Genomic DNA, 24,699 nt, shown 5'->3' with positions numbered 1-24,699 from the left:
CGGGGATCGGCATGCAGTTCGACGCGGCCTGGAGATACGACTCGCCCGGAAGACTTCCCCGAGTTGTGGTGAATGGGTTCAACTCACTCGTGGGCATAATTGCCTCCCAAGGAGCGTCGCGGAAGCGAATCCTTGAGCCTTTCAAGAGCTACTTTTCGAACTCATACGGATCGACTTCATCCATCAGCTCGGATGTGAGCTGGGCTGAATCCGATCTCTACACGGCGATGGTGGCTACCGGCGAAAACGCCCCGCTTTTTATCGACGCATTCTTTGAAGCGTGTGAGGCCTTGCGTGGCGATCCCGTGATCGCATTGCCGGACGTAGCCCGGATGAACCGGACTCTTGCGGAGCACAATGCAGGATATGAGATACAGCCGCCCTGTATAAATGCAGTGGGCGTTCACAAACCGATCCCTGTGCCAGAACGATATGAGTCACTCGATGAGAAGGCGCAGCAGACAATCAGCGAGTCATTCCGGCAGTCAGAACAATTGCTTGCCGAAGGCAGACCCAGGCAGGCCGTGCAAGAAATTCTATGGCTTATGGAGTCGGTCATGACGGCCTTTCGCGGATTGAACGCGGGGGATGCCACCGTCGAGGAAAAATACTTCAACAAGATTGCTGGCGAACTTAAGCGAAACCAGAAAGGCTCGATGCGAGAGCAGGTGCTGACATGGCTCGGGGAGCTTCACGGCTACCTCTCATCGCCCACGGGAGGGGGCATACGCCACGGTGCCGATCTGAAGTCCGACATCAGCATCGGACCTGCCGATGGCAGGCTCTATTGCAATCTCATCCGCAGCTACGTGAATTTCCTGATGTCGGAGCATGAGCGGCTCAGCCGCCATTCTGGAGGTCGGAATTGAGTCAGACCGCTGCTGCCAGTGCCAAGTCCGAGCTTCTCGCGCCGGGAAAGACCAAGGATGATTGGACGAAGCTTGCCCAGCGGCTCACGCCTGGAAGGGATTCCGATCTCTGGGCGGAAGCCGTCGATTCATTCCTGTTGAGCAGACTTCGAAGCCGCTATCTGAAGCCAATCGGACTAATACAGGACAAGGGGAATTGGGAGGGTGAAGGCTTTACGATCGCATCCATCCAGTGCGCGCTCATCGAGTTTCTCGCAGCGACACGCGAAGGAAAAAACTACCGGCATGGGAACCCCCAAGGGCCATACGAATACAACGGAAGCCGCAGACTCTTTGTTGATTTCCTGTTTCAGACCGCGCCCTTCGATCAGCTGTTCTCAAAAGGGGAGGCCGAGGATTATTACAGCAATGTACGCTGTGCACTGCTCCATGAAGCCAGGACCAAGGACGGCTGGATCATCTGGGGCTCCGGAACAGTTGCCGTCGATTGCAAGAATAAGATCGTCTACCGCGACAGCTTCCAGAGGCTCATCGAGCAGTACATTGACGACTATGGCCGAGCGCTGACGATCAATTCCACTCTCCAAGAAGCTTTCATCCGGAAGTTCAACGACCTAGCGGCTTGACTGACTGATACACCTTCTAGGGCACATTGCCTGACCCGCTCAGGAGTTGTGATCCAAACTCTCCAATTGGATCAAGAAGGCCGCGATCGATTAACCGACGGACCAAGGTCGGCTTTGAACAGGACCCTTCCCGGAAGCCGAAATTCCGCTAGCGGCCCCCAACCTGCACTTATTTGTGACGAACACAATTCGCGTCAGGCGCGGGCGACAGCATTGTTCTCGATGTCAATGTACGGACTTCGCCGCAACACAGGAAGATTAAAAGTTGGGCGTTGACTAGCTTGGACCGTGTGTGAAAACTTCCACTCAGATTTCACACTGACGTGTTGGTATCAAAATTTCTCTAGCGAAAACAGCAACTTGAGACACTGGCGCGCTCTTAAGGGAATCCAGGTTCCCCAGCCAATTTCTCTCGCAATCGGCTATTTGTGACGATCCAGGCTTGTGGATTGTACGCGTTCGTTCCAGGGCGTCACTGGGCACGACGGTGGCAATCAGGTTGGTGCGTTGCGGTCTATCACACTTCCTGGCCGAGTGCAGACCCCTCCTCCGACTGGCTCCGTGATTTGCGGATGAGGCGTTTGAGAGTGTCCAGGAGGTCGTTGAGTTGGCTCGTGTCGGCCTCGTCGGTGATGGCGGTGAGGACGAATTCCGCGGTGTTGACGACGTCGCGCCAGCGCGGTTGGACCGGGAGGGTTTCCACGAGGAGATACTTGTCCAGGGTCCTGGCCTGCAAGGATGAACGATCCAGATTGACGCGCCAGATGCCGCTGCGCTCGGCCAGTTCGAATTTGGATTCGCCGGTGGCCTGACGCCAGAGGCGGAGGCTTTCGACCATGACGGCAACCATGGTCTGGCGGTAGTGGAGCGGATCGAAGGCGATCTGGTCGGGGGCAGCAGGCACAGGGCGCGCGGCCTGACCGATGGCGGGACCAACGGTATCAAGCACGTCACGGATCGATCGACTGATGCTCGCCGCCTCGTTGCGGGCCGAGGCGGTGTCACGATCAACGATCAGCGCGAGACCTCCGCCCGCTTGGGGCTCGAGCTCGAAGCCGCTGATGAGCACCGGCGCCGACGCCGCCCCCTTGAGAATCACATCGGTAAGGTTGGCTTCGCCGGACGCGTTGATATCCTGGCGGATCGAAGCGAGCAGATCGGCAGGCAGGACGTGGTTCAGCTGCGTTTCGCCGGACAGTAGATGCGCGCCCAGGAGGTCGGCGGCGGCGTGATTGGCATAGCTGATGCGACCGGCCTCGGTGGCGCAGATGACGCCGGCCGACACCGTGTCAAGCAGGCGCGACATGCGCTGCTGCGACAGGCGAAGCGCATCCTCCACGCGGACACGGCGCTCGATCTCCTCACGCAGCTCAGCGTTCTCGCGGGCCTGAACCTGGGCCTTCGAGGCCGCCAATAGTGTGGAAATGCGGGCCAGGAGCTCGTCCTTGACGAAGGGCTTGCAGACATAGTCGTTGGCGCCGCTCTCGAAGCCGGCGAGCAGATCACGGGTACGGCTGCGGGCGGTCAGCATGATAATGGGGAGGTCGTAGAGCGTGTGGCGCTCGCGCAGCTTTCGCGCGACTTCCAGGCCGCTCATGCCCGGCATCATCACATCGAGGATGACCAGGTCCGGTTTGCTGCGACAGACCGCATCGACGGCCTCCTGGCCATTTCGCGCAGTTTCCAGACTGTATCCGAGCGGCTGGAGTACATTGCGCAGCACCTGGATATTGACCGGTTCGTCGTCGACCAGCAGCAGCCGTGTGCTGTCGGCCGTTGGCACCGCAGCCAGCTCCGACAGTTCCGGAAACGTGACGGACTGGCTGACCGGACCGGAGAGCATTTCCATCGGCGCCAGCTCTGCCCCCACCTCGGCTACGGGCAGGACAAGGCGGAAAACCGAACCGGAGCCCAGCTCGCTTGTGGCTGAAAGGCGGCCGTTCATGGCGTGGGCGAGCTGGCGGGCGATGGTGAGGCCGAGCCCGGAGCCTTCCACTTCGTTGCCGCTGGCCCGTTCGAGCGGCTGGAATACCCTCTCGAGATTGTCGGGCGAAATGCCGGCGCCCGTATCACGCACCGCGATCTCTATTTCGCCATTGTGCTCCCGCGCGCTGACCCAGATGGCGCCGTTGCCTGTATATTTGATGGCGTTGCCGATGAGGTTGTAGAGGATCTGCTCAAGGCGCACTGGATCGGCGAGCAGGTAGGGCAGATCGTCGTCAAGTTCGACCCGGATGGCAATGGCCTCGCCCCACACCATGGTCTGAGCCACCGAGAGCACGTTGCGGATGCTGGTGGGCAGATGCACGGCGTGGATGTCGAGCCGCATGCGACCCTGGCGAATGCGATAGAGGTCGAGCAGATCATCGACGAGGCGCGAGAGGCGACGCGCAGAGTAGGTGATGATCTCGAGCTGACCGCGCTGGACGGGCGAGAGATCGCCAGCAGCCCCGGCCGCCAAGGTGCCGGAAATGCCGATGATGCCGTTAAGGGGCGTGCGCAATTCGTGGCTGGTATTGGCCACGAATGCGTCCTTCTGCCGGTCAGCCTCCTCCAGCTCGGCATTCTTCTCCTCGATAATGGTCACCTGCTGCTCAAGCTCGGCGTTCTTCTGGCGGATGAGCGCGAGCTGTTCGAGCACCGAATTGCGCATGCGCTCGAAGCTCTGAGTGAGGCGCGAAAGTTCAACCGGCCCTGAAATGGCAGGCACCTGCATTTCGAGCTTGCCGGCGGCGATGGATTCGGCGGCATCGGCCAGAATACCCAGGGATGAGGAAATGGTCCGCGAGAGCAGCAGCGCCGTCCAAAATATCAGCGGCAGGCTGAGGGCGGTCAGCAAGAGCACGAAGTGAGTCAGCGACTCGATCTTGGCGAAGGCCTGGCGTGTGGGGACCTCTGCCGTGAGCCGCCAGAATGCATCGCCGAAAGGCACTTCGGTCCAGGCGACCAGCGCGGGCTCGCCGCCGGAACCGTCCCCTTTGGCAACGCCGGTTTCCGACACGGGGCGAATGGCGGCATCGCCAAGCACACCCGGCTGCCAGACCCCGTCCGGCGGGCCGGAGATGAGCGCGCCTGCGCCATTGGTCAGGAATAACTGGCCGGCAGCCTGATTGCCGAACTGCCCTTGCACCACTGCGCTCACCGATTGGGCCGGAAGGCGGAACAGGGCCACGCCGCGTGGCCTGCCATGGAGTTCGACCAGGATGCCGACATAGGCCGAGAAACTGTCGGTCACGGGGTCGAGGGCGAAGTCCTGCACGGCGACGCCGGGGCCCCACTGGTTTGCCAGCAGTGACTTGGTGATAGCGGCGAGGGGTGTGTGGTCGACAAAGGCGCTGTTGAGATCGGCGCCGAGATATCCGTCCTTCACCGTGGAGTAGACGACCCGCCCGTCGAGATTGACGAGGTAGAGATTGTCGAACTCCGAACTGCGCACGAAAGACAGGTAGTCCTCGTGAAAGCGGTTGTGGGCATTGGCATAGTCGAGCGCCTCGCGCAGCAAGGGACCGCCCATCTGTCCGGCGGGGCTGGCGCCGGCGCTGGACGCGAAAATATCCTGCAGGACCTGGCGCGCCGCCTCCGGACGCGGATCTATCATCCGGAAACCGTAGGAAAAGCCGTAGAAGTCGCCGACCGCATAGCGGATCGCGTTGGTCTTGGTCAGGGCCTCGGCGCGGCTCACAGAGAGAGCGAGATATTGTTCGATTTCCGCCTGCTTGGCGTCACGAGAAAAGCGGAGCTGGGCGAAGGTTTCGTCCTCAAGACTCGAGGTCTGCGTGGTGACCAGCGCCAGGACGGTCAGCGATAGCGGCAAGGCCATCACCATCACGAAAATCACGAATAGTCGGCCGCGGAAATTTGACGGCCAGAAACGCGAAAACGCCATGTTCTCCCCCGCATGCCGACCGTCCGGGACTAATACCACTTCAAGGCCAGTTGCTGGTTTTGGGCCTCGCTTTGACGGTTTTATCCGCCATTTTTTCGATTTTGCCGGCATGACTTCGAGACCATTCTAGTGCCACTTTCATACCAATCGCAACAGATGCGATGCATTCGGACACTTGACCGGATGTGGGGAACCGTTTCGGGAGGAAACCGTAATGAACTTGAAGAAGACTGCCCTCATGCTGCTGGCCAGCACGAGCGCACTGTCAGGCGCTACCGTCCACGGCCAGGAAGAAGCCGTGTTGACTGCCGTGCCGCAGCAGCTGACAGCCTGGGTTGAAAACTACAACCCGATGAACGCCACCACTGTGCTGCCGACCGTGCAGGACTTCCTCTACGAGCCGCTGGTGATCTTCAATGCGATCAAGGGCGGCGAAGCCAATTACCGCCTGGCTTCCGAATATTCCTATTCGGACGACCAGCTTGAGCTGACTTTTACGATGCGCCCGGGCGTGACGTGGTCGGATGGCACGCCGCTGACGGCCCAGGATGTGGCCTTCACCTTCAACATGGTCAAGGACCATCCCGCCCTCGACCTTCGCGCCGTCTGGCCGGGTCTCGAAAGCGTCGAAGCGATCGACGACAGCCAGGTTCGCTTCAAGTACAAGGAAGTGAATGCCGGGCTCATCTACCAGATCGTGCAGACCTACGTGGTTCCCAAGCATGTCTGGGAAGGCGTTGAGGACCCCGTGACCTTCACCAACCCCAATCCGGTTGGTTCGGGCCCGCTGACTGAAATCCGTCGTTTCACACCGCAGGAATATATCCAGTGCCGCAACCCGAACTATTGGGATGCTGCCGAACTGGAAGTCGACTGCATGCGCATGCCGCAGGTGTCGAACAACGACCAGGTCCTGACCATGGCCTCCAATGGCGAACTCGACTGGTTCGGCTCGTTCATCCCGGACATCGAGCGCACCTATCTCTCGGGTGATCCAGACAATCGTGGCTACTGGTTCCCGGCCGGCTCGCCGGTCTACTTCTCGCTCAATATGGCCAGCGAAGAACCGGGCCTGAACGAAGCCTTCAACAATGTCGACTTCCGTCGTGCCTTCTCGATGGCCATGGACCGCCAGGCCATGGTGGATATTGCCGGCTACGGCTATCCCACTGCCAACGAATATGCCTCGGGCCTCGGCCAGGCCTATGACGTATGGACAAATGCCGAAGCGGAAGCCGAATACGGCCAGTTCGCGCAGTTCGACATCGAAGCCGCCAAGACCCTGCTCGCCGATGCCGGCTTTGCAGACACCAATGGCGACGGCTTTGTTGAGAGCCCGAGCGGCGCCGAAATCGCCTTCGACATCATCGTTCCCAATGGTTGGACCGACTGGGTGAATACCGTGCAGCTCGCCGTTGAGGGCCTTGCTGAAATCGGTGTCAACGCCACCATGGCGACCCCGGAAAGCCCGGCCTGGACCGACGCCCTGATGTCGGGCAACTATGAAGCTGCGATCAACTCGGTCACAACAGGTGTCAGCCCGCACTTCTTCCTCGATCTGTCGCTGCATTCGCGCCATATCGGGCAGAACCGTTTTGCTTCGTCGCGCTACTCCAATGCTGAACTCGACGCCGCCCTGGACGCCTTCAATGCGACCACCGACGACGCTGCCCAGCGCGAGGCCATGAACACGATCCTCGGCCTGATCGCCGCCGATATGCCGCTGATCAACGTGTTCAACAACCCGCTCTGGTACGAGTACAACACCAGCCGCTTCACCGGCTTCTACAACGCCGAAAACCCGGGCGCCCGCCCTGTGGTCTATGCCGGCGTCCCCGAGCGGCTCCTGCACCTGCTCGCCCTCTCCCCGGTGGAATAACCCACCGTAAAGGGGCGGCGCGGTCTTCGGACTGCGCCGCCTTGTCTATTTTCTCAGGGAGGGAGTGCGATGGGTTTCGTCCTACGCCGTGTCGCTTTTTATCTCGTGGCGTTTCTCGTCGCTGCCACGATCAACTTTATCCTGCCCCGGCTTATGCCTGGCAATCCGATCGACGTGCTGTTCGCCCAGCAGGCGACCACCCTGCCCGCCGAAGCCCGGCAGGCGCTGATCGAAACCTTTGGTTTCGCCTCCGGCCCGCTGCATATGCAGTTCCTCGACTACATGAAGTCGGTTTTCACCGGCGACCTGGGCTATTCCATTCGCTTCTATCCGCAGACGGTCAACCAGGTTCTGGCTTATGCATTCCCCTGGACCCTGCTGCTGGCGGGCACCGCGACGCTCCTGGCCTTCTGTATCGGCTCGATCATCGGCACCTATGCCGCGTGGCGCCGCGGGGGCCTGCTCGATGCAGTCGCCACACCAACGTCCCTCGCCCTGCAGGCAACTCCTGCCGTGGTGATCGCGCTGACCGCGCTCTACGTCTTCGGTGTCGCGCTGCGCTGGTTGCCGACAGGCTATGCCTTCAATCCCTCGCTGGATCCCGCATGGAGCTGGCAGTTCATCTCCAGCGTCTTCATCCACGGCCTGATGCCGATCTGCTCGCTGATGATCGTGTTTGTAGGCGGGTATCTGGTGACCATGCGCAACAACATGATCGGCCAGCTCGGCGAGGATCACGTGACCATGGGCCTGGCCAAGGGCCTGACCAACCGCCGCGTGCAGTTCAACTATGCAGCCCGCAATGCGCTCCTGCCCTCGGTCACCTCGCTTGGCCTGACGCTTGGCGCGATTCTGGGCGGGTCGCTCGTGACCGAGGTGGTGTTCAACTATCCGGGCCTCGGACAGACGCTCTACCTCGGCATCGTCACGCGAGACTATCCGCTCATCCAGGGCCAGTTGCTGATCATGACCTTCGCCACCTTGCTGGCGAACCTGGCGGTCGACCTGCTCTACGTATTCCTCGATCCTCGCCTGCGGAAGGCCTGATCCATGTTCGAGACCCTCAAAGTCTTCCTGCGCAATCGCAAGGCCCTGGTTGGCCTCATCATTGTGCTGCTCTATGTCGCCGTGGCCATCTTCGGGCCCATGATCCTCAATCTCGACCCGATGCAGCGCGTCGGCCGCCCGCACCAGCCGCCCAGCCCCGATGAGTGGTTCGGCACGACCCGCATGGGCCGGGACGTGTTCGCGCAGTTGATCTATGGCACCCGCACGTCGCTGGCCGTCGGCTTCTTCGCCGGCATCATCATCGTGCTGATCGGCACCTGCCTCGGAATTGCCGCGGGCTATTTCGGCGGCTGGATCGACGAAGTCGTGACCTTCTTCACCAATGTCGTCCTAGTGATCCCACAGCTGCCGCTGCTGCTGGTCATTGCGGCCTTCATGGGCCAGACCAGCCCCGCGGTCATCGCCGTGATCATCGGCCTGACGTCCTGGGCCTGGGGGGCGCGCGTTACCCGTTCGCAGACCCTAACCCTGCGCAATCGGGAATATATCGTTGCGTCCGAACTCATCGGCGAACGGCCCACAAGGATGATCTTTGTCGAGCTGCTGCCGAACCTGCTGTCGATCATCGGCTTCAATTTCATCGGCTCGGTGACCTACACGATCATCACCCAGGCGACGCTTGAGTTCCTCGGCCTGGGCAATCCGATGTCGGTGTCCTGGGGCACCATGCTCTACCACGCGCAGAACACCTCGGCGATTTCGATCGGCGCATGGTGGGAGGTGCTGGTGCCGGCGCTGGCCGTGGCCGGAATCGGCATTGGTCTGTCGCTCCTCAACTTCGGTGTCGACGAAATCTCCAACCCGCGCCTGCGCACGCTCGGAACTGTTGCTGCCGCTGTCCGCACCCAGAAAAAGCTCGACCAGCAGCGTCTGGCGGAGACCACAGCATGACCAGTATCGTTCCCAAACCCCTGGTGGAGGTAAAGGGCCTCAAGGTCGACTTCCTCACCGCCAAGGGCCTGTTCACAGCCGTCAAAGGCGTGGATTTCTCCATCGACCGCGGCGAAGTGCTGGGGCTGGCCGGTGAGTCCGGCTCCGGCAAAAGCACGATCGCCCTGGCACTGATGCGTCTGCATCGACCGCCAGCCATCATTTCCGAAGGCGCCATCACCGTGGATGGCGAAGATGTGCTGGCCATGCCGGAGAACCGGCTGCGCCAGTGGCGCTGGTCGAGCGTTTCCATGGTGTTCCAGAGCGCCATGAACTCCCTCAACCCGGTGCTGACCATCTTCGAGCAGTTTCGCGACGTGATCGTGCAGCATACGGGCAGGACAAGGCAGCAGGCTCGCGAGAGGGCCGAGGAATTGCTGACCATGATCGGCATTGCCCCTAGCCGCCTCGACGACTACCCGCACCAACTTTCAGGCGGCATGCGGCAGCGCGTCGTGCTGGCCATCGCCCTGGCGCTCGAGCCCAAGCTCATCATCATGGATGAGCCGACCACGGCGCTTGACGTGGTGGTACAGCGCGAGATCCTCGAGGAGATCGTGGCGCTCAAGCACAAGTTCGGCTTTGCCATCCTGTTCATTACGCATGATCTGGCGCTGATGGGCCAGTTCGCCGACCGCATCGCCATCATGCTGGAAGGCAGGCTGGTGGAAGTGGCGCCCTCGGCGCAGCTGATCGCCGATCCTCAACATGACTACACAAGGCGGCTATGGGCATCCATGCCGCTGCTGACGCGGGGTTAGGCCATGGACAACGCAACCGAACTCCTGCGCATCGAAGGCGCCAGCAAGTCCTTTCACTTGAAGCCCATGTTCGGGGCCGCGCACGAAGTGGTGGCTCTGAACAACATCACCATCGGCATCGAGGCCGGCAAGGCGCTGGCCGTAGTGGGTGAAAGCGGCTCGGGCAAGTCGACGCTCGGGCGGGCCGTCACTAGGCTGTTCCCGCTGACATCGGGCCGGATCAGCTACAAGGGCCAGGATATAGCCCAGCTCAGGACGCGCGCCCAGAAGCTGGACTATCTGCGCAGCGTGCAGATGGTGTTCCAGGACCCCTTCTCCGCCCTCAATCCGGCGCACACGATCCAGCACCATCTGGAGCGACCGCTGGTGCTTCACCGCAAGCTGAGCGGCGCGGCCCTCAATGCCGCAGTGCGAGAGGTGCTTGCGGATGTAGAACTCGATCCCGAGGTGACGCTTCACAAGTATCCGCACGAGCTGTCGGGCGGTCAGCGCCAACGTGTCAACCTGGCTCGTGCCCTGGCGGTGGGGGCTGAATTGATCATCGCCGATGAACCGACCTCGATGCTCGACGTATCGATCCGCCGCTCGGTACTCGATCTCATGCGCCGCATGAAGGAAACGCGGGCCATCACGTTTCTCTACATCACCCATGACATCGCCACCGCGCAGTTCATCGCCGACGAAATCGCCATCATGTATGCAGGCCAGATGGTCGAGTGGGGCAAACCGGATCGGGTCATTGCCAATCCGCAACATCCCTATACGAAGCTCCTGCTGTCGGCCGTGCCCGACCCTGCGGTCAAGCTGGATGGCCGCGGCAGCAAAGCCTTTGCAAAGGAGGCCGAAGCCGTCCGCGCCCTCGCCCGCAAACCTGCGCCCGATGTGATCGAGGTTGAGCCGGGGCATTATGTCCGGCAGGTGGATTGACCATCATGGGCGATGAAGCCGCTATCATTCAACGCATTGGCGGAGCGCTTTCGGCGCTCCCCATTGGATCGATCGTTGTCGGGCTCGGCGGGGCCCATGCCAAGGGGCAGGTCGACGCCCTGTCCGACATCGATTTCTACGTTTTCGGCTCGGATATCCCTGCCGTAGAGGACCTGCGGGACGCGCTTCTGGCCCTATTGCCCGGCGCGCATGGCTTCGAAATCTGGTCAGGCGCATGCGAGGCCGGGATCGACATGAAACTTGATGGCCGCGTCATCGAAATGTGGTTCCGCGACACGGCCACCATATTCGCGTCAGCCGAGAGGGCGCTGAACGGCAGTTTCGAAAAAGAGGACCGGGTGTGGACCCCCAACGGGTTCTACAAGACCACTGCTCTGGCTGACCTGATTGCCATGCAGGTGCTGACATCGAAGGACCCGGATTTCGTCGGGATGCTGGAGCGGATCGCCGCCTATCCCGATGCGCTGCGCCAGAAGGCATTCGCGGCCGGCATGGCGCCGCAGCGGTTCTGGCGGGGCAATATGCACCTCCACACCGCCATAGCTCGTGTCGATGGCTATTATCTTGAATCGATCCTGCACCAGGTTCGCAGCGGCCTCATCCAATCTGCCTTTGCGATGAACCGAAAGTATTTTGGCGGCGACAAGAAGATGGAGCGGTCGCTTCGGGAGCTGCCCAGCCTTCCCGAAGGGTTCGCCGGAGCTGTGCTCGACATGAAGTCACCGACTTCTCCAGCCGGCTGGCGGGCCCGTTTTGACGATGTATTCGCCGCAGGCGACCGTCTCTGCAAGCTGAACGAAGAAGGAACCGCCTGATCACGGTCCGGGGCGACTTCTGCTGCCCCGGGCATAGCTGTACCGACAAGGGAGTGTGCCGTGACGAATCCAGATCCAGGCCTGATCCTGGCCGTTCACCAGCCCCATCTGTCGCGCGCAGAACACGCCATAGCCAACTATGTGCTGGCCCATATCCAGGCCGTCCCGTCGCTGACCATAACCGAGCTTGCGACCAGGACCGGCGTTTCGCCACCGACGATCACGCGGTTCTGCCGCAAGATCGGTTACGCGTCCTACGAAGAGTTCAGGCTCGATCTCGCTCAGGTCCCGCCGGGCAAGGCGGGTGAGCCTGAAGTCCTCGACGGCGCGGGGGTAGTGGCCGACGAATAGTACCGGCCGGGCCCCGCCCCGCTAAACCATTTCCAGCATGGCGCGGACAGCCGTATCGTAGCCCCGCGCCCCGAGCCCGGCAATGACGGCATCGGCGCGCATCGAGACGTAGGAGCGGTGGTAAATTTGCTCGCGCTTGTGGATGTTGGAGATGTGCAGCTCGATGACCGGTGCCTCCACCATCTTGAGGGCGTCGAGCAAGGCCAGCGAGGTGAAGGTGAAGGCTGCGGGGTTGATGATGACTCCCGCGGCCTCGTCGATGGCTTCGTGCACCCAGTTGATCAGTGCTTCTTCGCTATTGGTCTGGCGGAAGACAACTGGATGATCGCCGGCTGCCGCGCGACAGTTGGCCTCCACCTCGGCCAAAGTTGTCGAGCCGTAGATATGCGGCTCGCGCTTGCCAAGGCGGTTGAGGTTGGGACCGTTGAGGACGTAGATCGGCTTCACAGCAGCACTCCCTGATAGCCGAAGAGCTTTGGCAGCCAGAGCACGGTCTCGGGCACAAAGGTGAAGAGGGCCAGGGCGAGAAGCAGACCCCACAGGAAGGGCATGACATCGCCGATCAGGGCCTTCATCGGAGACCCGGATATGCGGGTCATGATGAAAAGCAGCAGGCCATAGGGCGGCGTGATCAGCCCGAGCATGATGTTGATCACCACGACGACGCCGAAATGCACAAGGTCGATGCCCAGCGCCTGGGCCGTGGGAATAAGCACCGGTACGATGACCAGAAGGATGGTGGTCCCTTCCAGCACGCAACCAAGGATCAGCAGGACGATGTTCACGATGATCAGGAACATCAGCGGATCGAGATCCCAGGACGTCAGCAGCATGGATAGGCTGCGCGGGATATTCTCGATGGTCACCACATAGTTGAAGACCAGAGCGCCGGCGATCAGCATGCCGATGGAAGCAGTGGTTTTGGCGCTGGTCAGCAGGGAACCATAGAAATCGCGGGCGCTGACACTGCGATAGACGAGCACCGAGACGACCAGGGCGTAGGCGGCGGCAACGGCGGCAGCCTCGGTGGGCGTGGTGACGCCGCCATAAATGCCCCACATCAACACGGCCGGCATGAGCAGGACCGGCAAGGCCTCCCAGGTCATTTTCGGCAGCTGGCGCAGCGGCACGGGTGGCTCGACGGGGAATTTCCTGATGCGCGCCGTGACGCTGATCTGCACCATGAGGAACAGCGACATCAGCAGGCCGGGGATAACACCAGCCAGAAACAGGTAGCCGATGGAGGTATCGGCCACGAGCGCATAAAGCACCATGGGGATGGAGGGCGGAATGATGGGGCCGATGACGGCGGTGGCGGCGGTCAGCGCGGCAGCGTAGGACGGCGTATATTTCCCATCCTTGGTCATCATGTGCTGCATCATCTTGCCCGAGCCAGCGGCATCGGCCACGGCCGAACCCGACATGCCGGCGAAGACGATGGACTGGAGCACGTTGACCTGCGCAAGGCCGCCGCGGAAACGGCCCACCAGCGCATCACACCATTTCAGCAGCCGGTCGGACAAGGTGCCCGAATTCATGATCTCGGCGGCGAGAATGAAGAGCGGCACAGCCAGCATGATATAGTTGGAGTACATGCCGTTGAGGAACTGCTCGGCCGAGATGCCCATGTCCTGCCCGCGCATGAACAGGTAGAGGATCGAGCCGGCAATCATGGCAATGCCCATGGGCAGACCGAAGAAGGCCAGGAAGGTGATCACCCCCAGGGCGACCGTAAAAGCGAGAGAAACGGTCATACGCCCGAGCCTGCCTTGGTTGGGTCGAAACTCTCATCTTCCTTGCCCCAGACGGCGCGGCCGGTAATCCAGAGCTGGCGCACGATGACGGCCACGGCGAAAATGCCGTAGATGGAATAGAGATAGTCGAAGCGGATATCGAGATAGGCGGTCTTTTCCACCTTCATGAAGGTGATGTAGTCGATGACCGCCGGCAGCGAGATCGAGAAGAGCGCCACGGTGATGAGGCCGGTTGTCGCAACCATGATGCGTTTGGGCCAGCCACGCGCCGCTGCGTAGAAAATGTCGAAGCGGATTTCCTCGCTGTCCCGGACCACGAAAGCGGAACCGAACAGCACCATCCAGATCCACATGATGACCGAGATCTCGTGGGTCCAGCCGATGGGAAAGTTCAGCAGGTAGCGGAAGACGATCTGCAGGATGAAGACGAAGAACATGATGGCCAGCATGGCGGCCAGCACGTTTTCGGCGCGCGCATGCAGCCAGGCGCCGAAGCGAACAAGGGAAGTTGGCATGACGGGGACTCCGCATTTCGTCGGTCGAGGAACCGAAAATGCCGTAAAAAAGGGTGGCGGCACTACACGCACCGCCACCCGCTGGAGGATGACCTCAGAGACCGTTGATGGTTTCCACGGCGCCTTCCGGCCAGTCCTTGGCCAGCTCGCTGTCGAGGTAGACCTGCTGGGCATGGGTGCGGAAGGCGTTCTGGTCGGGCTCATACACGTCGAGACCGGCGCTCTTGAAGCGTTCGGCCAGCTCGGCCTCGCGCTTCAGATGCTCTTCCTGGCTGAAGTCGATGGCCACGGTCGCGGCCGCCTGGAAGGCTTCCTGCTGTTCCGGGGTCATGGCATCCCAGGCGGTGTTGCTGATGACCAGGAGGTCGAAGCCCACGAGGTGCGAGGTCAGGACGATCTGGTCCATGACTTCGTAGAACTTCATGTTCTCGACGTTCGGGAGCGGGTTGTCCTGGCCGTCGATCGCACCGGTCTGCAGGCCGGTATAGACTTCGGCATAGGCCATCGGGGTCGGGTTGGCGCCGAGCGAGGTGCCCAGGAACTGCCAGGCATCGCCGCCGGGCATGCGCAGCTTCACGCCAGCCAGATCGGCCGGGGTGTTGATCTTCTTGTCGCCGCGCAGGCCGATCTGACGGGCGCCGAAATAGGTCGGCCCGAGAATGTGGATACCGAGCTGATCGGAGGCCATCTGCTTGAATTCGGCGCCTAGCTCGCTGTCGAAGAAGGTACGCAGGTGAGCCGCATCGCGGAACAGATAGGCCGAGGTCAGCAGCGACCAGGCGGGAATCTGGTTGGAAATATCCTGGGGAGCAATATTGCCCATTTCGAGATTGCCGCGCTGCAGCGCGACCAGTTCAGTACCCTGCTTGAACAGGTTGCCACCGAGATAGGGCTCGATGGTGACGGTGTCAGCGACCTGCGACGAAAGCAGGTTCAACATTTCGGCGCGAATGTCCTGCTCCGAGAACACGGCCGAAAAGCGCAGGACGGGCTTGTCCTGTGCCATGGCCGGGAATGCGGCTGCCAAGAGCAGGCCACCCACCATGAGTGCGCGACGCGAAAGCGAAATGGTCATTAGTCTTCCTCCCTGGAATGCCCTTTAGCATTCCGTGCTTGTTGCGCATCCGAGGACCGGAACTGCACAGCAGATCAGTCCGATGCCAGTTTGGGTTCACCCCTACCCGGACCTCTCTCGGTCCGGCGCCGACAACCTCCCGCCATCGGCCTTCATACACTTTGTACGAAACAGTTCGTTCATGTCAACGGCCAGCGCAGGAGATTGGTCAACGCACTTTCCATTTCTCACATGTTTTGATAGGTATCAGATAATTCCCGTTTTACCAGATGTAAAATGATCGACACGAGCGACCAGACCTCCCCCACCGTGGGCGAAGCGACATACCAGCGCCTGCGCGAGGACATAATCGCCTGCCGGCTGAGCCCCGGGCATAAGTTGCGCCTCGAAGCACTGCGGGAGCGCTATGATGCGGGGGTCAGCACGCTGCGCGAAATCCTCAACCGGCTGGCCAGCGAATCACTGGTCGTCGCAGAGGGCCAGAAAGGCTTTGTCGTCGCCCCGGTGACGCGGCAGGATCTGCGGGAAATTGCCGACCTCCGGTTGCTGCTCGAAAGCCATGCCCTCGGGCTGTCGCTGGCCCGGGGTGATCTCGAATGGGAGGGACGCGTCGTAGCGGCTCATCACAAGCTGGCGGCGACCGAGAAAAAGCTTCTCGCCGGGCAGGAGCGGCACACGGTCAACTGGGTGCGCTATGACTTTGCCTTCCACAATGCACTGATATCGGCCTGCGGGTCGCAGGTGCTGCTCGACCTGCATGCGGCGATCTTCGATCGGTTCCTGCGCTATCACATGCTGGCGGCCAGCTTCCGTGGCGCCGGCGTGGTCGGCGACCACAAGGCGCTCTACGAAATGGCGCTGGAGCGCAATGTCGATGGCGCACAGGCCATGCTCGCCAGCCACGTCAACAGCGGCGTCGAGCATGTGCTGTCGACGCATATCCTCGACAACTAGGCGAATTCGGCGAAAGTCCTGCCCATTTCTGCAGAGTCCGGATCGATGCCGGTGAAGAGGCGGAAGGCCCGGACCGCCTGGTAGATGGCCATGCCGCCACCGGGCAGCGTGCGACAGCCCAGCCCCGCCGCCTGGCGCAGCAGTTCGGTCTCGCGCGGGAAATAGATGAGATCGGCCACCCATTGGCGGCGCCGCAGCAGCGCAGGGTCGAAGGGCAGGCCCGGCAGCTTTTCCATGCCGACGGGCGTGGCGTTGACCACGCCGGCAGCAAGGCCGATGACTTCTTCAAGCTGAGCGGGCACGAGCGCCTGGGTCCGCGCATTGCTGGTCCGGGCGATGTGGGAGGCCAGGCTTTGCGCACGGGCGGGATCGGCGTCGACAATGTCGATGGTCATGGCGCCGAGCTGCACCAGCGCATGGGCAATTGCCGAACCGGCGCCCCCTGCCCCGACCTGCACGACATGATCGATCTGCACCGCGCCCAGACCCGTGCGCACGCTCTGGGCGAAGCCCCAGCTATCGGTATTGTGGCCGATACAGGCGCCGTCGCGCAGGACGACGGTGTTCACCGCGCCGATGACATCGGCCTCGGGGGAGAGATCGTCGAGCAGCGGCACGATGGCCTGCTTGAACGGGTAGGTGACGTTGAGGCCCCAATAGCCCCGCTCGCGGGCGCCCGCCAGCATGGGTTCGAGGTCCTCGTCCTCGAGGCCAAGACGGTCGAAATCCACGAGATCGTAGCGATAGGCGAGGCCATGACGGCGGCCTTCGGACTCGTGCATGATCGGGGTCAGCGACGAGCCGATGCCGCGACCGAAAAGGCCAATGCGCACCGCAGTCGTGCCAGCGCCCTCGAAGGTGGACCGCGCGGCATCGACGACCGCAAAGGCATTTCGCACGCGATCGGACTGATTCACGAAACTGCTCCCCGGACGGCAGGTCTCCGCCCTTGTTTTAGCCTGCGTCTGCCCATTACAAGAACGTCAGGCGATTTGCTCCACAATGTACGAACTGGTTAGTTTGGTCAATTGCGGAGGTGTTGGAAAGGGTTTTTCCCCGATGGCGGAGACGGGATCAGCGGTGAAGCGGAGCGGGCGCAAGGCGTCGACGCGCCAGCAGGACCCCGAGGGCACCAAGGCAAACATCATCGAAGTGGCGAGCCAGGAATTTGCCCTCAATGGGCTTTCCGGCGCCCGCATCGACGAAATCGCCGCCAAGACGCGCTCGTCCAAGCGCATGATCTACTACTATTTCGGCGACAAGGAAGGGCTCTATCTCAGTGCCCTCGAAAGCGCCTATGCCACGGTGCGCGAGGGCGAAGCCGAGCTCGACATTGCCGGCCTCTCGCCCGTGGACGGGTTGAGGCGCCTGGTCGAATTCACCTTCGAGCACCATCACCAGCATGAGGATTTCATCCGCATGGTGATGATCGAGAATATCCACCACGGCCAGTATCTCGAACGCTCCAGCGTGGTCCGCGACCTCAATGTGACGGCCATCGCCAAAATCCGCGACCTCTATGAGCGTGGTCTGGAGGCAGGCCTGTTCCGCGACGGGCTCGACCCGCTGGAAATCCACTGGCAGATCAGCGCCCTCTGCTTTTTCAACGTCTCCAATCGCGCGACCTTTTCGCAGCTCTTCGCCCGCGACTTTGGGGCGGCGGAGATGCAGGAGCGGCTGAAGCAGAACACGGTCGACATGGTGCTGCGCTTCGTGGCCAAGGCCGGGGCAATCAAGGGCTAGCCTGGCTGGCGGCTCCTTTCCCTGGGTGGTTGGGGCGCGCCCCGGAACCGGGCGGGCACGGCTTGCGGCCGGACTGCCGCTGGCATCCGGGTTTGAAGTCGTTGATGGCGCCCCGAGGCGGAAACCGCCTCTGAGTTTTTAAATGTGAGACGATTGCCGCCTCGGAGCATCGGGATTTCAGGCAGGGGGTTTCCCTAGGGAGGACATTGCTGCCCCAACCCATCCCCGGACCCAGGCTCCGTAACGATTCAGAGCCCTCCCGACTGTCGCCGGGCAGTTGATCGTTGCAACTCCATCGCAACCCGGCTGATGGAGGGATTATGGAGGAGGATGAAGGGGCGGGGATAAGATTTTTCAGGGGTCGAAGAGAAAGCGGCTTCTCGCCATGTCTGGCAGAGCGCGTGGAGAAATTTTGCCGAGGAACGCGTGCCCTACATGCTCCTGGTGGCGGGACTAGCCAAGCGGCACCGAAGTTTTCTACCCACGCAGGGGAGCGCCCTCCCCATCCGATCCTCCCCGCCCTGCCATTCGCCCATAGGGCTCAAGGCCTTCTGGCCTCCGGCCGCGCCACTGGCGCGTCCGGCCCTGCGGGACGCCCCGAAGTGCGTCGGGACCGCGTAACTGGCGGGGATGGGTGGGCGTATGGAGGAGGTTTTTGGGGCGGGGATACGTTCTGCCTATAGGCCACGGTCAGGACGAATTCAAAACGCGACGTATGGATGGGTCAAGGCGATGTCAGGCCGCTGCATAATTCGAGGGCAGAAGGCCTACGGCTTCGGGCGCTTCTGGCCGGCCGAAGAGATAGCCCTGGCCCACCGGGCAACCAATTTCGCGGAGGTATCGAAGCTGGGCCTCGGTCTCGATCCCTTCGGCAATCACGGATTTCCCCAGGCGGCGGGCCATCAGCATGACCGTTTCGATAATCGCCCGGGCTTCGGGGGCCGGCAGGTCCCGCACAAAGGCCTGGTCGATCTTGATCTTGTCGATGGGCAGTTTCGAGAGATAGCTCAGGGACGAATAGCCGGTGCCGAAATCATCCAGCGCGATACTAACACCCAGTTGCCTGAGTTCGACCAGAGCCCGCGACGTTTCGGAGGGGCTGGCGATGAACAGACTCTCGGTGATCTCGAGATCAAGCCGGTCGGCAGGAAAGCCGGAGGCTGCCAGAGCGCTCCGAACACTGGCCACCACATTACCGAACGTGAACTGCGCTCCGGACACATTGACCGATAGCCGACCGCCCCAGGCCCAACCCGCCGCCTGCCGGCAGGCCTCGTGCAGCACCCAGTCCCCCAGTTCGGTAATGAGCCCTGTTTCTTCGGCGAGCGGTATGAATGCGGCTGGTGATATCAACCCGTGTTCGGGGTTTCGCCAGCGCACCAGGGCCTCCACGCCGATCATTCCGCCGGTCGTCAGGTCCACCTGGGGCTGGAAGACCAGGAAGAATTGCTGCTCCGCCAGCGCGCGGCGCAGGGCCAAATCGAGGTGCCGCTGCTCCTCGACGCGGCGACCATGGTCCTGCGAGAAGGTAGCGAAGCTGGTGGCATTGCGTCGCGCGAGGCCCAGCGCCATATCCGCCTGCCGAAGCTTTTCCGCGCCGGGAGCCGACCCATCGAGGGACAGACCCAAACGGGCCTGGAGAAAGATGGTGTGACCATCAACGGCATAGGGCGCGTCGAGAAGTCCGGTCAAGACCGCCGCGAGCTGAGACGGAGATGCCGCTACCGCAGGCGTTATTGCCAGAAGATCCGTGCCAATCCGGGCAGGCAACCCAACGGCGATCCGCTTTAGCCTCTCAATCGCTTCAACCGTGACACGGTCGGCGATATCGTGGCCAAGCGTAGCGGTGACAAGGTCGAGGCGACCCAGTTCCACCAGAACGATCTGCTCGCTGCCGGCCCGACCATCCAGGTCGTCAATCAAAGCCTGGCGCGAGCGCGCACCGGTGACGGCATCGTGGCGAGCCAGCCAAGCTAGCCGTGCCTGCTGGCGCCGGTTCTCGGCGCGCCGTTCCAGCCACTCACCGACCAGCGCCAGGATCACCAAGCCGCCGCCGAGGACGTGCAGGCAGGCAGTATCGAAGAGCAGGCCCCATTGGCGCAATGCCAACCAGGCCGCAAATTCCAGGACGAGTGCGCCCCCCAAGGTTCCGGCAAGAAGAACGGGCACGGCAAGGCGTCGGCCGACCAGAATAAAAAAGGCCAGGGCCAGCGCCGCGATGACGACGGCAGGCCCCTGCCCCAACTCAACCAGATGCCTCTCCGCCTTAAGGGTCTCGGTGGCCGCGATCTGCACCATCGGCCCGGGGATGACGCCGAAGCGCGGCACGCGGAAAAAGTCGCGCAGCTCGACAGCGCTCGCTCCCACGACAACCTGACGACCAGCGATCAGTGCCGGATCAACGGAGTCGTCAAGAACGGCCCGCGCAGGTATGCGCGGGACCGCCGCGAGGTCGATTCCGAAATCGATGACGATGCTGGCGTCTGTCGCCGTTCCCGGCGTAAGCGCACGCGCGATCGAGGGGACAGGCGGCTCGCCCAGCGCGGCCGGAACGGAGCGCAGCAGGCGGGTGCCATCACCATCGACATTGACCAGTACGGCGGGAGCCTGGGCGGCAAACCGCGGCAGTGGCTGGTTGAAAAAAACTGTGCCATCGGGTGCCCGCTGCTGGAACGCCGCGAGCCAGGCATAGCCGCCGGCCCGTTGCAGGGCGGCCTCGAAGGCGGCGTCGGCGGCTGGGGTCGATTGGACACTAAAGTCGATGTCGAATACCACCTCTTCGGCTCCGAGCGCCATAAGGGTGTCGAGCAGGTCAGCGTGGACGGTGCGCGGCCAGGGCCAGACGCCGACCGCCGCGAGACTGGTCGCGTCGATCTCGACGAAGACGACTTGACCACTGGGCGCCTTGTCGGTGGTCGCAAAGCGCAGGTTCCGCAGGCCCTCGTCCAAGTGGGCGAAAATAGACAGCACCGCTCCAACAAGTACTGTTGCCGCAAACGCTGCTGGCAGCGCGGCACGCCATACCGAACGCAACCAGTCAGGAGTTCTCACTAGTGGCCGTTACCCTTGCCATTGCCACCGGCGTTGGAGTGAGCCGGGGGACCATTGCCGTTGTCGCCAGCATTTGAGTGGGCGGGGGGACCATTGTCGTTACCATTGGCGTCGGAATTGGACGGAGGACCATTGCCACTGCCACCGGCGTTTGAGTGGGCCGGTGGGCCATTGCCACTACCACCGGCATTTGAGTGAGCCGGAGGGCCATTGCCATTGCCACCGGCGTTAGAATGGGCCGGACGACCATTGCCGTCGACGGCTGTGGGCAACTGCCGGGTATTTTCATCAGACCGCCCGGTGTCCACTATATCGGTCGTGCCCGGAACCACGGCGTCGCCCGTAAACGTGAATATTGCGGGCTGACCGCCCCCGCTGACATTGAGAGGGAAGCCGTCACCAACGATGGCCTGCTGGCCCGGACGAATATCCGTCACGAGATCGTTGGCGGTATCCTGAACCTGTACAATGCCCCGATCGACATCGACTTCAGCGCTGGTTTCACTCACGACAACCGTAAAGCGTGTACCCTTGACCACGGCAGCGAGGAATGGCGTCTGCACGGAAAAATGTTGCACATTCCGGCGCTCTACATCCACGGAGATACTGCCACGTTCCTGGATGACGCTGGTCTGCAGGGAAGCGCCGCTATCGCGCAGGCTGATCTCGGTGTTGGCGCCCAGTTCGATGATTTCACTGCCCCGCGCCAAGCCCACGCGCCCGTCGGCGCCGGTACGCAAGGTGTGCTTCGGTTCGACCAGCATACCGCGCTCCACCGCCACCCAGCTTATTCCCAGCTGCATCTCGGCCGTTCCGCGTACTCGACTAACGACCCAATCCTGGGCCAGCGCCGATCCTCCGAGCGCCAGCGTGGACGCCAATACCAGCATAATTCTGCGCATAGTTCTCTCGCATTCTTGCTTTTGCAGAGAGCATCGCGCCGTGGGGGATTTAGAAACTCTTAATGGCACTCACCAGCCAGTTCACACCCTGCCGAAAGGTAAAGACGACGTTGCCGATCTATGGGCACTTTGGGGATGCTCGGCATGTCAGTCGAAGACTATAAGGGTTAGCCTGACTGTCTCTCCCACATTGACCCAGTCCCATCCCCCCGCTACTTTGTACGAACTAGTTAGTTTGCACAGAGATCCGCGCCATGAAGACCTCCATTGCCACCGTGTCCATCAGCGGGGATCTGCGCGAGAAGCTCGAAGCCATTGCGGCGGCGGGGTTTGATGGGGTCGAGATTTTCGAGAACGATTTTTTGGCCTTTGATCGCAGTCCTGCTGAAGTGCGGCGCATGGCTGAGGATCTGGGGCTGGAGATCACGCTGTTCCAGCCGTTCCGCGATTTCGAGGGCCTGCCCGAACCGCAGCGGAGTGCGGCTTTTGATCGGGCGGAGCGCAAGTTTGACCTGATGGGGGAACTGGGCGCGCCGCTGATGCTGGTGTGTTCGAGCGTGGCGCCGGCGGCGCTTGGGGGCATCGACCGGGCGGCGGCCGACTTTCGGGAACTGGGGGAGCGGGCGGGAAAGCGCGGGCTGAAAGTGGGATTCGAGGCGCTGGCCTGGGGACGGCATGTCAATGACCATCGCGACGCCTGGGAAGTGGTGCGGCGGGCCGACCACGCCAATGTCGGGCTGATCCTCGACAGTTTTCACAGCCTGTCGCGCAAGATCAATCCGGACACGATCCGCGCCATTCCCGGCGACAAGATCTTCATCGTGCAGCTGGCCGATGCGCCGGCGCTCGACATGGACCTGCTCTATTGGAGCCGGCACTTTCGTAATATGCCGGGCGAAGGCGACCTGCCGGTGGTGGAGTTTGCGCGGGCGGTGGCGGCGACGGGATATTCGGGTCCGCTGTCGCTGGAAATCTTCAACGACCAGTTTCGATCAGGCTCGCCCCGCACCATTGCGCTCGATGGCCACCGTTCGCTGATCTACCTGATGGACCAGGTGCGCGAGGCCGAGCCGGAGGTGGCGCCAGCCATTGCCGCCCTGCCCCCGCGCGTCGCCGTGAAGGGCGTGAGCTTCGTTGAGTTCACCGCCGACGAGACCGAGGCCGAGACATTGCGCGGCATGCTCGGTCAACTCGGTTTTGCGCGGACGGGGCGGCACAGGACCAAGAGTGTCGAGCGGTTCAGCCAAGGCCAGATCAATATCGTCATCAACACCGAGCGCGAGGGGCTGGCGCATGCCGCCTATGTGACGCATGGCACCTCAGCCTATGCCATGGGCCTGCTTGTTGAGGACGCCGGGGCGACGCTGGAGCGGGCCAAGGCGCTGGGGGCGCAGCCCTTTGCGCAAAGGGTGGGGCCGGGAGAGCTCTCTATCCCCGCGGTGCGCGGCGTGGGCGGCGGGGTGATCTATTTCCTCGACAATCACTCGGACCTCGGCCGCGTCTGGGACGTGGAATTTGCGCCCGAGACGGTCGCCGCCGGGGCGGATGCGGCGCTGGTCGGTTTCGACCATGTGGCGCAGACCATGAACTATGAGGAAATGCTGACCTGGATCCTGTTCTACCGGTCGATTTTCGTGGTCGACAAAGGGCCGATGGTGGACGTGGTCGACCCGTCGGGCCTCGTGCGCAGCCAGGTGATTGCCAACACCGGTGGATCGCTGCGGCTGACGCTCAACGGGGCGGAAAGCCGACGGACGTTGGCGGGGCATTTTATCGCCGAAACCTTTGGCTCGAGCGTGCAGCACATTGCCTTTTCGAGCGCAGATATTTTCCAGACGGCGCGGGCATTGCGGGCCAATGGGCTGAAGTCGCTGGAGATTTCGCGCAATTATTACGACGACCTGGCGGCGCGGCTGGGCCTTGATGCGGAGATGATCGACACGCTCGCCGAGCATAGCATCCTCTACGACCGCGATGCGGGCGGAGAATTCTTCCAGCTCTATACGCCCAATTTGGGGGAAGGCTTCTTCTTCGAGGTGGTGCAGCGGGTGGGTGCCTATGCCGGCTATGGCGCGGTCAATGCGCCCTTCCGCATTGCGGCACAGAAGCGCTCGATCCGCCCGGCGGGCATGCCGGCCCGATAATCACCCGGGCTGGTATTCGACGCCCATTTCCTTCATGGCGCGCCAGGCGACGCGGCAAAGCTGCGGGCGGTGGCCGGGCACGTTGAGGGTGAACCGGTCAGGAATGCCGGTGACCTTGGCCACTTCGAGCTTGGCGCCGGTTTCCGACACGTTGCGCACGATGCAGGGCACATTCGAGGAAAAGCCGAAGCTGATCGTCGCGGCAATATTGGTGTTGCGGCGGGGCGCAATCCGGCGTTCGAGCAAGAGCGGTGAGGTGGCGGGAGATTTGTCGAGGGGCATGGGGCAGTCTTTTTGTGCAGGCTTTCATCGAGCCTAGACCTGCATCCTTGCCGGGCCCTTAATCGGGTTTGCGCAATGCGAGGCAAGGCCGATCTTTTGCGCCGTAAACCATTCGCGCAGTTGAGGGCAGACGGGCGGGCGCGCCT

At 62.1% G+C, this 24,699-nt stretch carries 21 protein-coding genes; 12 read left to right on the top strand and 9 right to left on the bottom strand.

What is annotated here, in order from left to right; genetic code table 11:
* The first annotated feature begins 11 nt into the window (after window positions 1–11).
* Together MQW79_RS00345 and MQW79_RS00340 are read left to right on the top strand one after the other, a co-directional pair.
* Complete coding sequence (locus MQW79_RS00345) at window positions 12–869, top strand: hypothetical protein (protein ID WP_476586149.1); 858 nt, start codon at window positions 12–14, stop codon at window positions 867–869.
* Window positions 866–1,495, top strand: a complete 630-nt coding sequence (locus MQW79_RS00340; RefSeq protein ID WP_476586147.1) for a hypothetical protein — start codon at window positions 866–868, stop codon at window positions 1,493–1,495. The genes MQW79_RS00345 and MQW79_RS00340 overlap by 4 nt, the downstream gene beginning before the upstream one ends.
* A 517-nt stretch (window positions 1,496–2,012) precedes the next feature.
* Here the strand turns inward: MQW79_RS00340 and MQW79_RS00335 are convergent.
* Window positions 2,013–5,381: a response regulator gene (locus tag MQW79_RS00335; RefSeq protein WP_476586146.1), complete on the bottom strand. Its 3,369-nt coding sequence runs from the start codon at window positions 5,379–5,381 to the stop codon at window positions 2,013–2,015.
* 214 nt (window positions 5,382–5,595) lie between these two features.
* Here MQW79_RS00335 and MQW79_RS00330 point away from each other — a divergent pair, with 214 nt between their 5' ends.
* The 7 genes from MQW79_RS00330 to MQW79_RS00300 all read left to right on the top strand — a co-directional run bounded on the left by MQW79_RS00330 (window position 5,596) and on the right by MQW79_RS00300 (window position 12,133).
* Window positions 5,596–7,260: an ABC transporter substrate-binding protein gene (locus MQW79_RS00330; protein ID WP_476586145.1), complete on the top strand. Its 1,665-nt coding sequence runs from the start codon at window positions 5,596–5,598 to the stop codon at window positions 7,258–7,260.
* A 69-nt stretch (window positions 7,261–7,329) separates the two neighbouring features.
* Window positions 7,330–8,307, top strand: a complete 978-nt coding sequence (locus MQW79_RS00325; protein WP_476586143.1) for an ABC transporter permease — start codon at window positions 7,330–7,332, stop codon at window positions 8,305–8,307.
* A gap of 3 nt (window positions 8,308–8,310) precedes the next feature.
* Entirely contained in the window at window positions 8,311–9,219 is a 909-nt protein-coding gene (locus tag MQW79_RS00320; RefSeq protein WP_476586142.1) for an ABC transporter permease, read from the top strand.
* Complete coding sequence (locus MQW79_RS00315) at window positions 9,216–10,019, top strand: ABC transporter ATP-binding protein (protein ID WP_476586140.1); 804 nt, start codon at window positions 9,216–9,218, stop codon at window positions 10,017–10,019. Before MQW79_RS00320 ends, MQW79_RS00315 begins: the two co-directional genes overlap by 4 nt.
* 3 nt (window positions 10,020–10,022) lie before the next feature.
* The gene (locus MQW79_RS00310; protein ID WP_476586138.1) at window positions 10,023–10,946 is read left to right on the top strand and encodes an ABC transporter ATP-binding protein; all 924 of its coding nucleotides are present in this window, start codon (window positions 10,023–10,025) and stop codon (window positions 10,944–10,946) included.
* 5 nt (window positions 10,947–10,951) lie between these two features.
* A complete protein-coding gene (locus MQW79_RS00305; RefSeq protein ID WP_476586137.1) occupies window positions 10,952–11,782 on the top strand; it encodes a hypothetical protein in 831 nt (276 codons plus the stop codon).
* A 60-nt stretch (window positions 11,783–11,842) separates the two neighbouring features.
* The gene (locus MQW79_RS00300) at window positions 11,843–12,133 is read left to right on the top strand and encodes a MurR/RpiR family transcriptional regulator (RefSeq protein WP_476586136.1); all 291 of its coding nucleotides are present in this window, start codon (window positions 11,843–11,845) and stop codon (window positions 12,131–12,133) included.
* A gap of 21 nt (window positions 12,134–12,154) precedes the next feature.
* On the opposite strand, the gene MQW79_RS00295 is transcribed toward MQW79_RS00300, so the two are convergent.
* The 4 genes from MQW79_RS00295 to dctP all read right to left on the bottom strand — a co-directional run bounded on the left by MQW79_RS00295 (window position 12,155) and on the right by dctP (window position 15,477).
* Window positions 12,155–12,580 (bottom strand): type II 3-dehydroquinate dehydratase, encoded by a 426-nt coding sequence (locus tag MQW79_RS00295; RefSeq protein WP_476586135.1) that lies wholly within the window; start codon window positions 12,578–12,580, stop codon window positions 12,155–12,157.
* Window positions 12,577–13,887 carry a TRAP transporter large permease gene (locus MQW79_RS00290; RefSeq protein ID WP_476586134.1) on the bottom strand — a complete coding sequence of 437 codons (1,311 nt, stop codon included), beginning with the start codon at window positions 13,885–13,887 and terminating at the stop codon, window positions 12,577–12,579. Before MQW79_RS00290 ends, MQW79_RS00295 begins: the two co-directional genes overlap by 4 nt.
* On the bottom strand, window positions 13,884–14,402 hold the full coding sequence (locus MQW79_RS00285) for a TRAP transporter small permease (RefSeq protein ID WP_476586133.1): 519 nt from the start codon (window positions 14,400–14,402) through the stop codon (window positions 13,884–13,886). The genes MQW79_RS00290 and MQW79_RS00285 overlap by 4 nt, the downstream gene beginning before the upstream one ends.
* A 94-nt stretch (window positions 14,403–14,496) precedes the next feature.
* Window positions 14,497–15,477 (bottom strand): TRAP transporter substrate-binding protein DctP, encoded by a 981-nt coding sequence (dctP, locus tag MQW79_RS00280; protein ID WP_476586132.1) that lies wholly within the window; start codon window positions 15,475–15,477, stop codon window positions 14,497–14,499.
* Window positions 15,478–15,753: 276 nt separating this feature from the next.
* Between dctP and MQW79_RS00275 the strand changes: the two genes are divergently transcribed.
* On the top strand, window positions 15,754–16,431 hold the full coding sequence (locus MQW79_RS00275) for a GntR family transcriptional regulator (protein WP_476586131.1): 678 nt from the start codon (window positions 15,754–15,756) through the stop codon (window positions 16,429–16,431).
* Here the strand turns inward: MQW79_RS00275 and MQW79_RS00270 are convergent.
* Complete coding sequence (locus MQW79_RS00270; protein WP_476588265.1) at window positions 16,428–17,258, bottom strand: shikimate dehydrogenase; 831 nt, start codon at window positions 17,256–17,258, stop codon at window positions 16,428–16,430. The two genes, MQW79_RS00275 and MQW79_RS00270, sit on opposite strands and share 4 nt — an antisense overlap.
* A 232-nt stretch (window positions 17,259–17,490) precedes the next feature.
* Between MQW79_RS00270 and MQW79_RS00265 the strand changes: the two genes are divergently transcribed.
* The gene (locus MQW79_RS00265) at window positions 17,491–18,174 is read left to right on the top strand and encodes a TetR/AcrR family transcriptional regulator (RefSeq protein ID WP_476586130.1); all 684 of its coding nucleotides are present in this window, start codon (window positions 17,491–17,493) and stop codon (window positions 18,172–18,174) included.
* Window positions 18,175–18,909: 735 nt separating this feature from the next.
* Here MQW79_RS00265 and MQW79_RS00260 read toward each other — a convergent pair.
* Window positions 18,910–21,144 (bottom strand): putative bifunctional diguanylate cyclase/phosphodiesterase, encoded by a 2,235-nt coding sequence (locus tag MQW79_RS00260; RefSeq protein ID WP_476586129.1) that lies wholly within the window; start codon window positions 21,142–21,144, stop codon window positions 18,910–18,912.
* A gap of 80 nt (window positions 21,145–21,224) precedes the next feature.
* A complete protein-coding gene (locus MQW79_RS00255; protein ID WP_476586128.1) occupies window positions 21,225–22,127 on the bottom strand; it encodes a FecR domain-containing protein in 903 nt (300 codons plus the stop codon).
* 254 nt (window positions 22,128–22,381) lie between these two features.
* Between MQW79_RS00255 and MQW79_RS00250 the strand changes: the two genes are divergently transcribed.
* The gene (locus MQW79_RS00250) at window positions 22,382–24,271 is read left to right on the top strand and encodes a bifunctional sugar phosphate isomerase/epimerase/4-hydroxyphenylpyruvate dioxygenase family protein (RefSeq protein ID WP_476586127.1); all 1,890 of its coding nucleotides are present in this window, start codon (window positions 22,382–22,384) and stop codon (window positions 24,269–24,271) included.
* On the opposite strand, the gene MQW79_RS00245 is transcribed toward MQW79_RS00250, so the two are convergent.
* A complete protein-coding gene (locus MQW79_RS00245) occupies window positions 24,272–24,553 on the bottom strand; it encodes a PilZ domain-containing protein (RefSeq protein ID WP_476586126.1) in 282 nt (93 codons plus the stop codon).
* Between the last annotated feature and the right edge of the window lie 146 nt (window positions 24,554–24,699).

It is taken from the genome of Devosia sp. Micro-HW1 (assembly GCF_056341075.1).
This window is presented reverse-complemented; position numbering and strand designations above follow the sequence as displayed.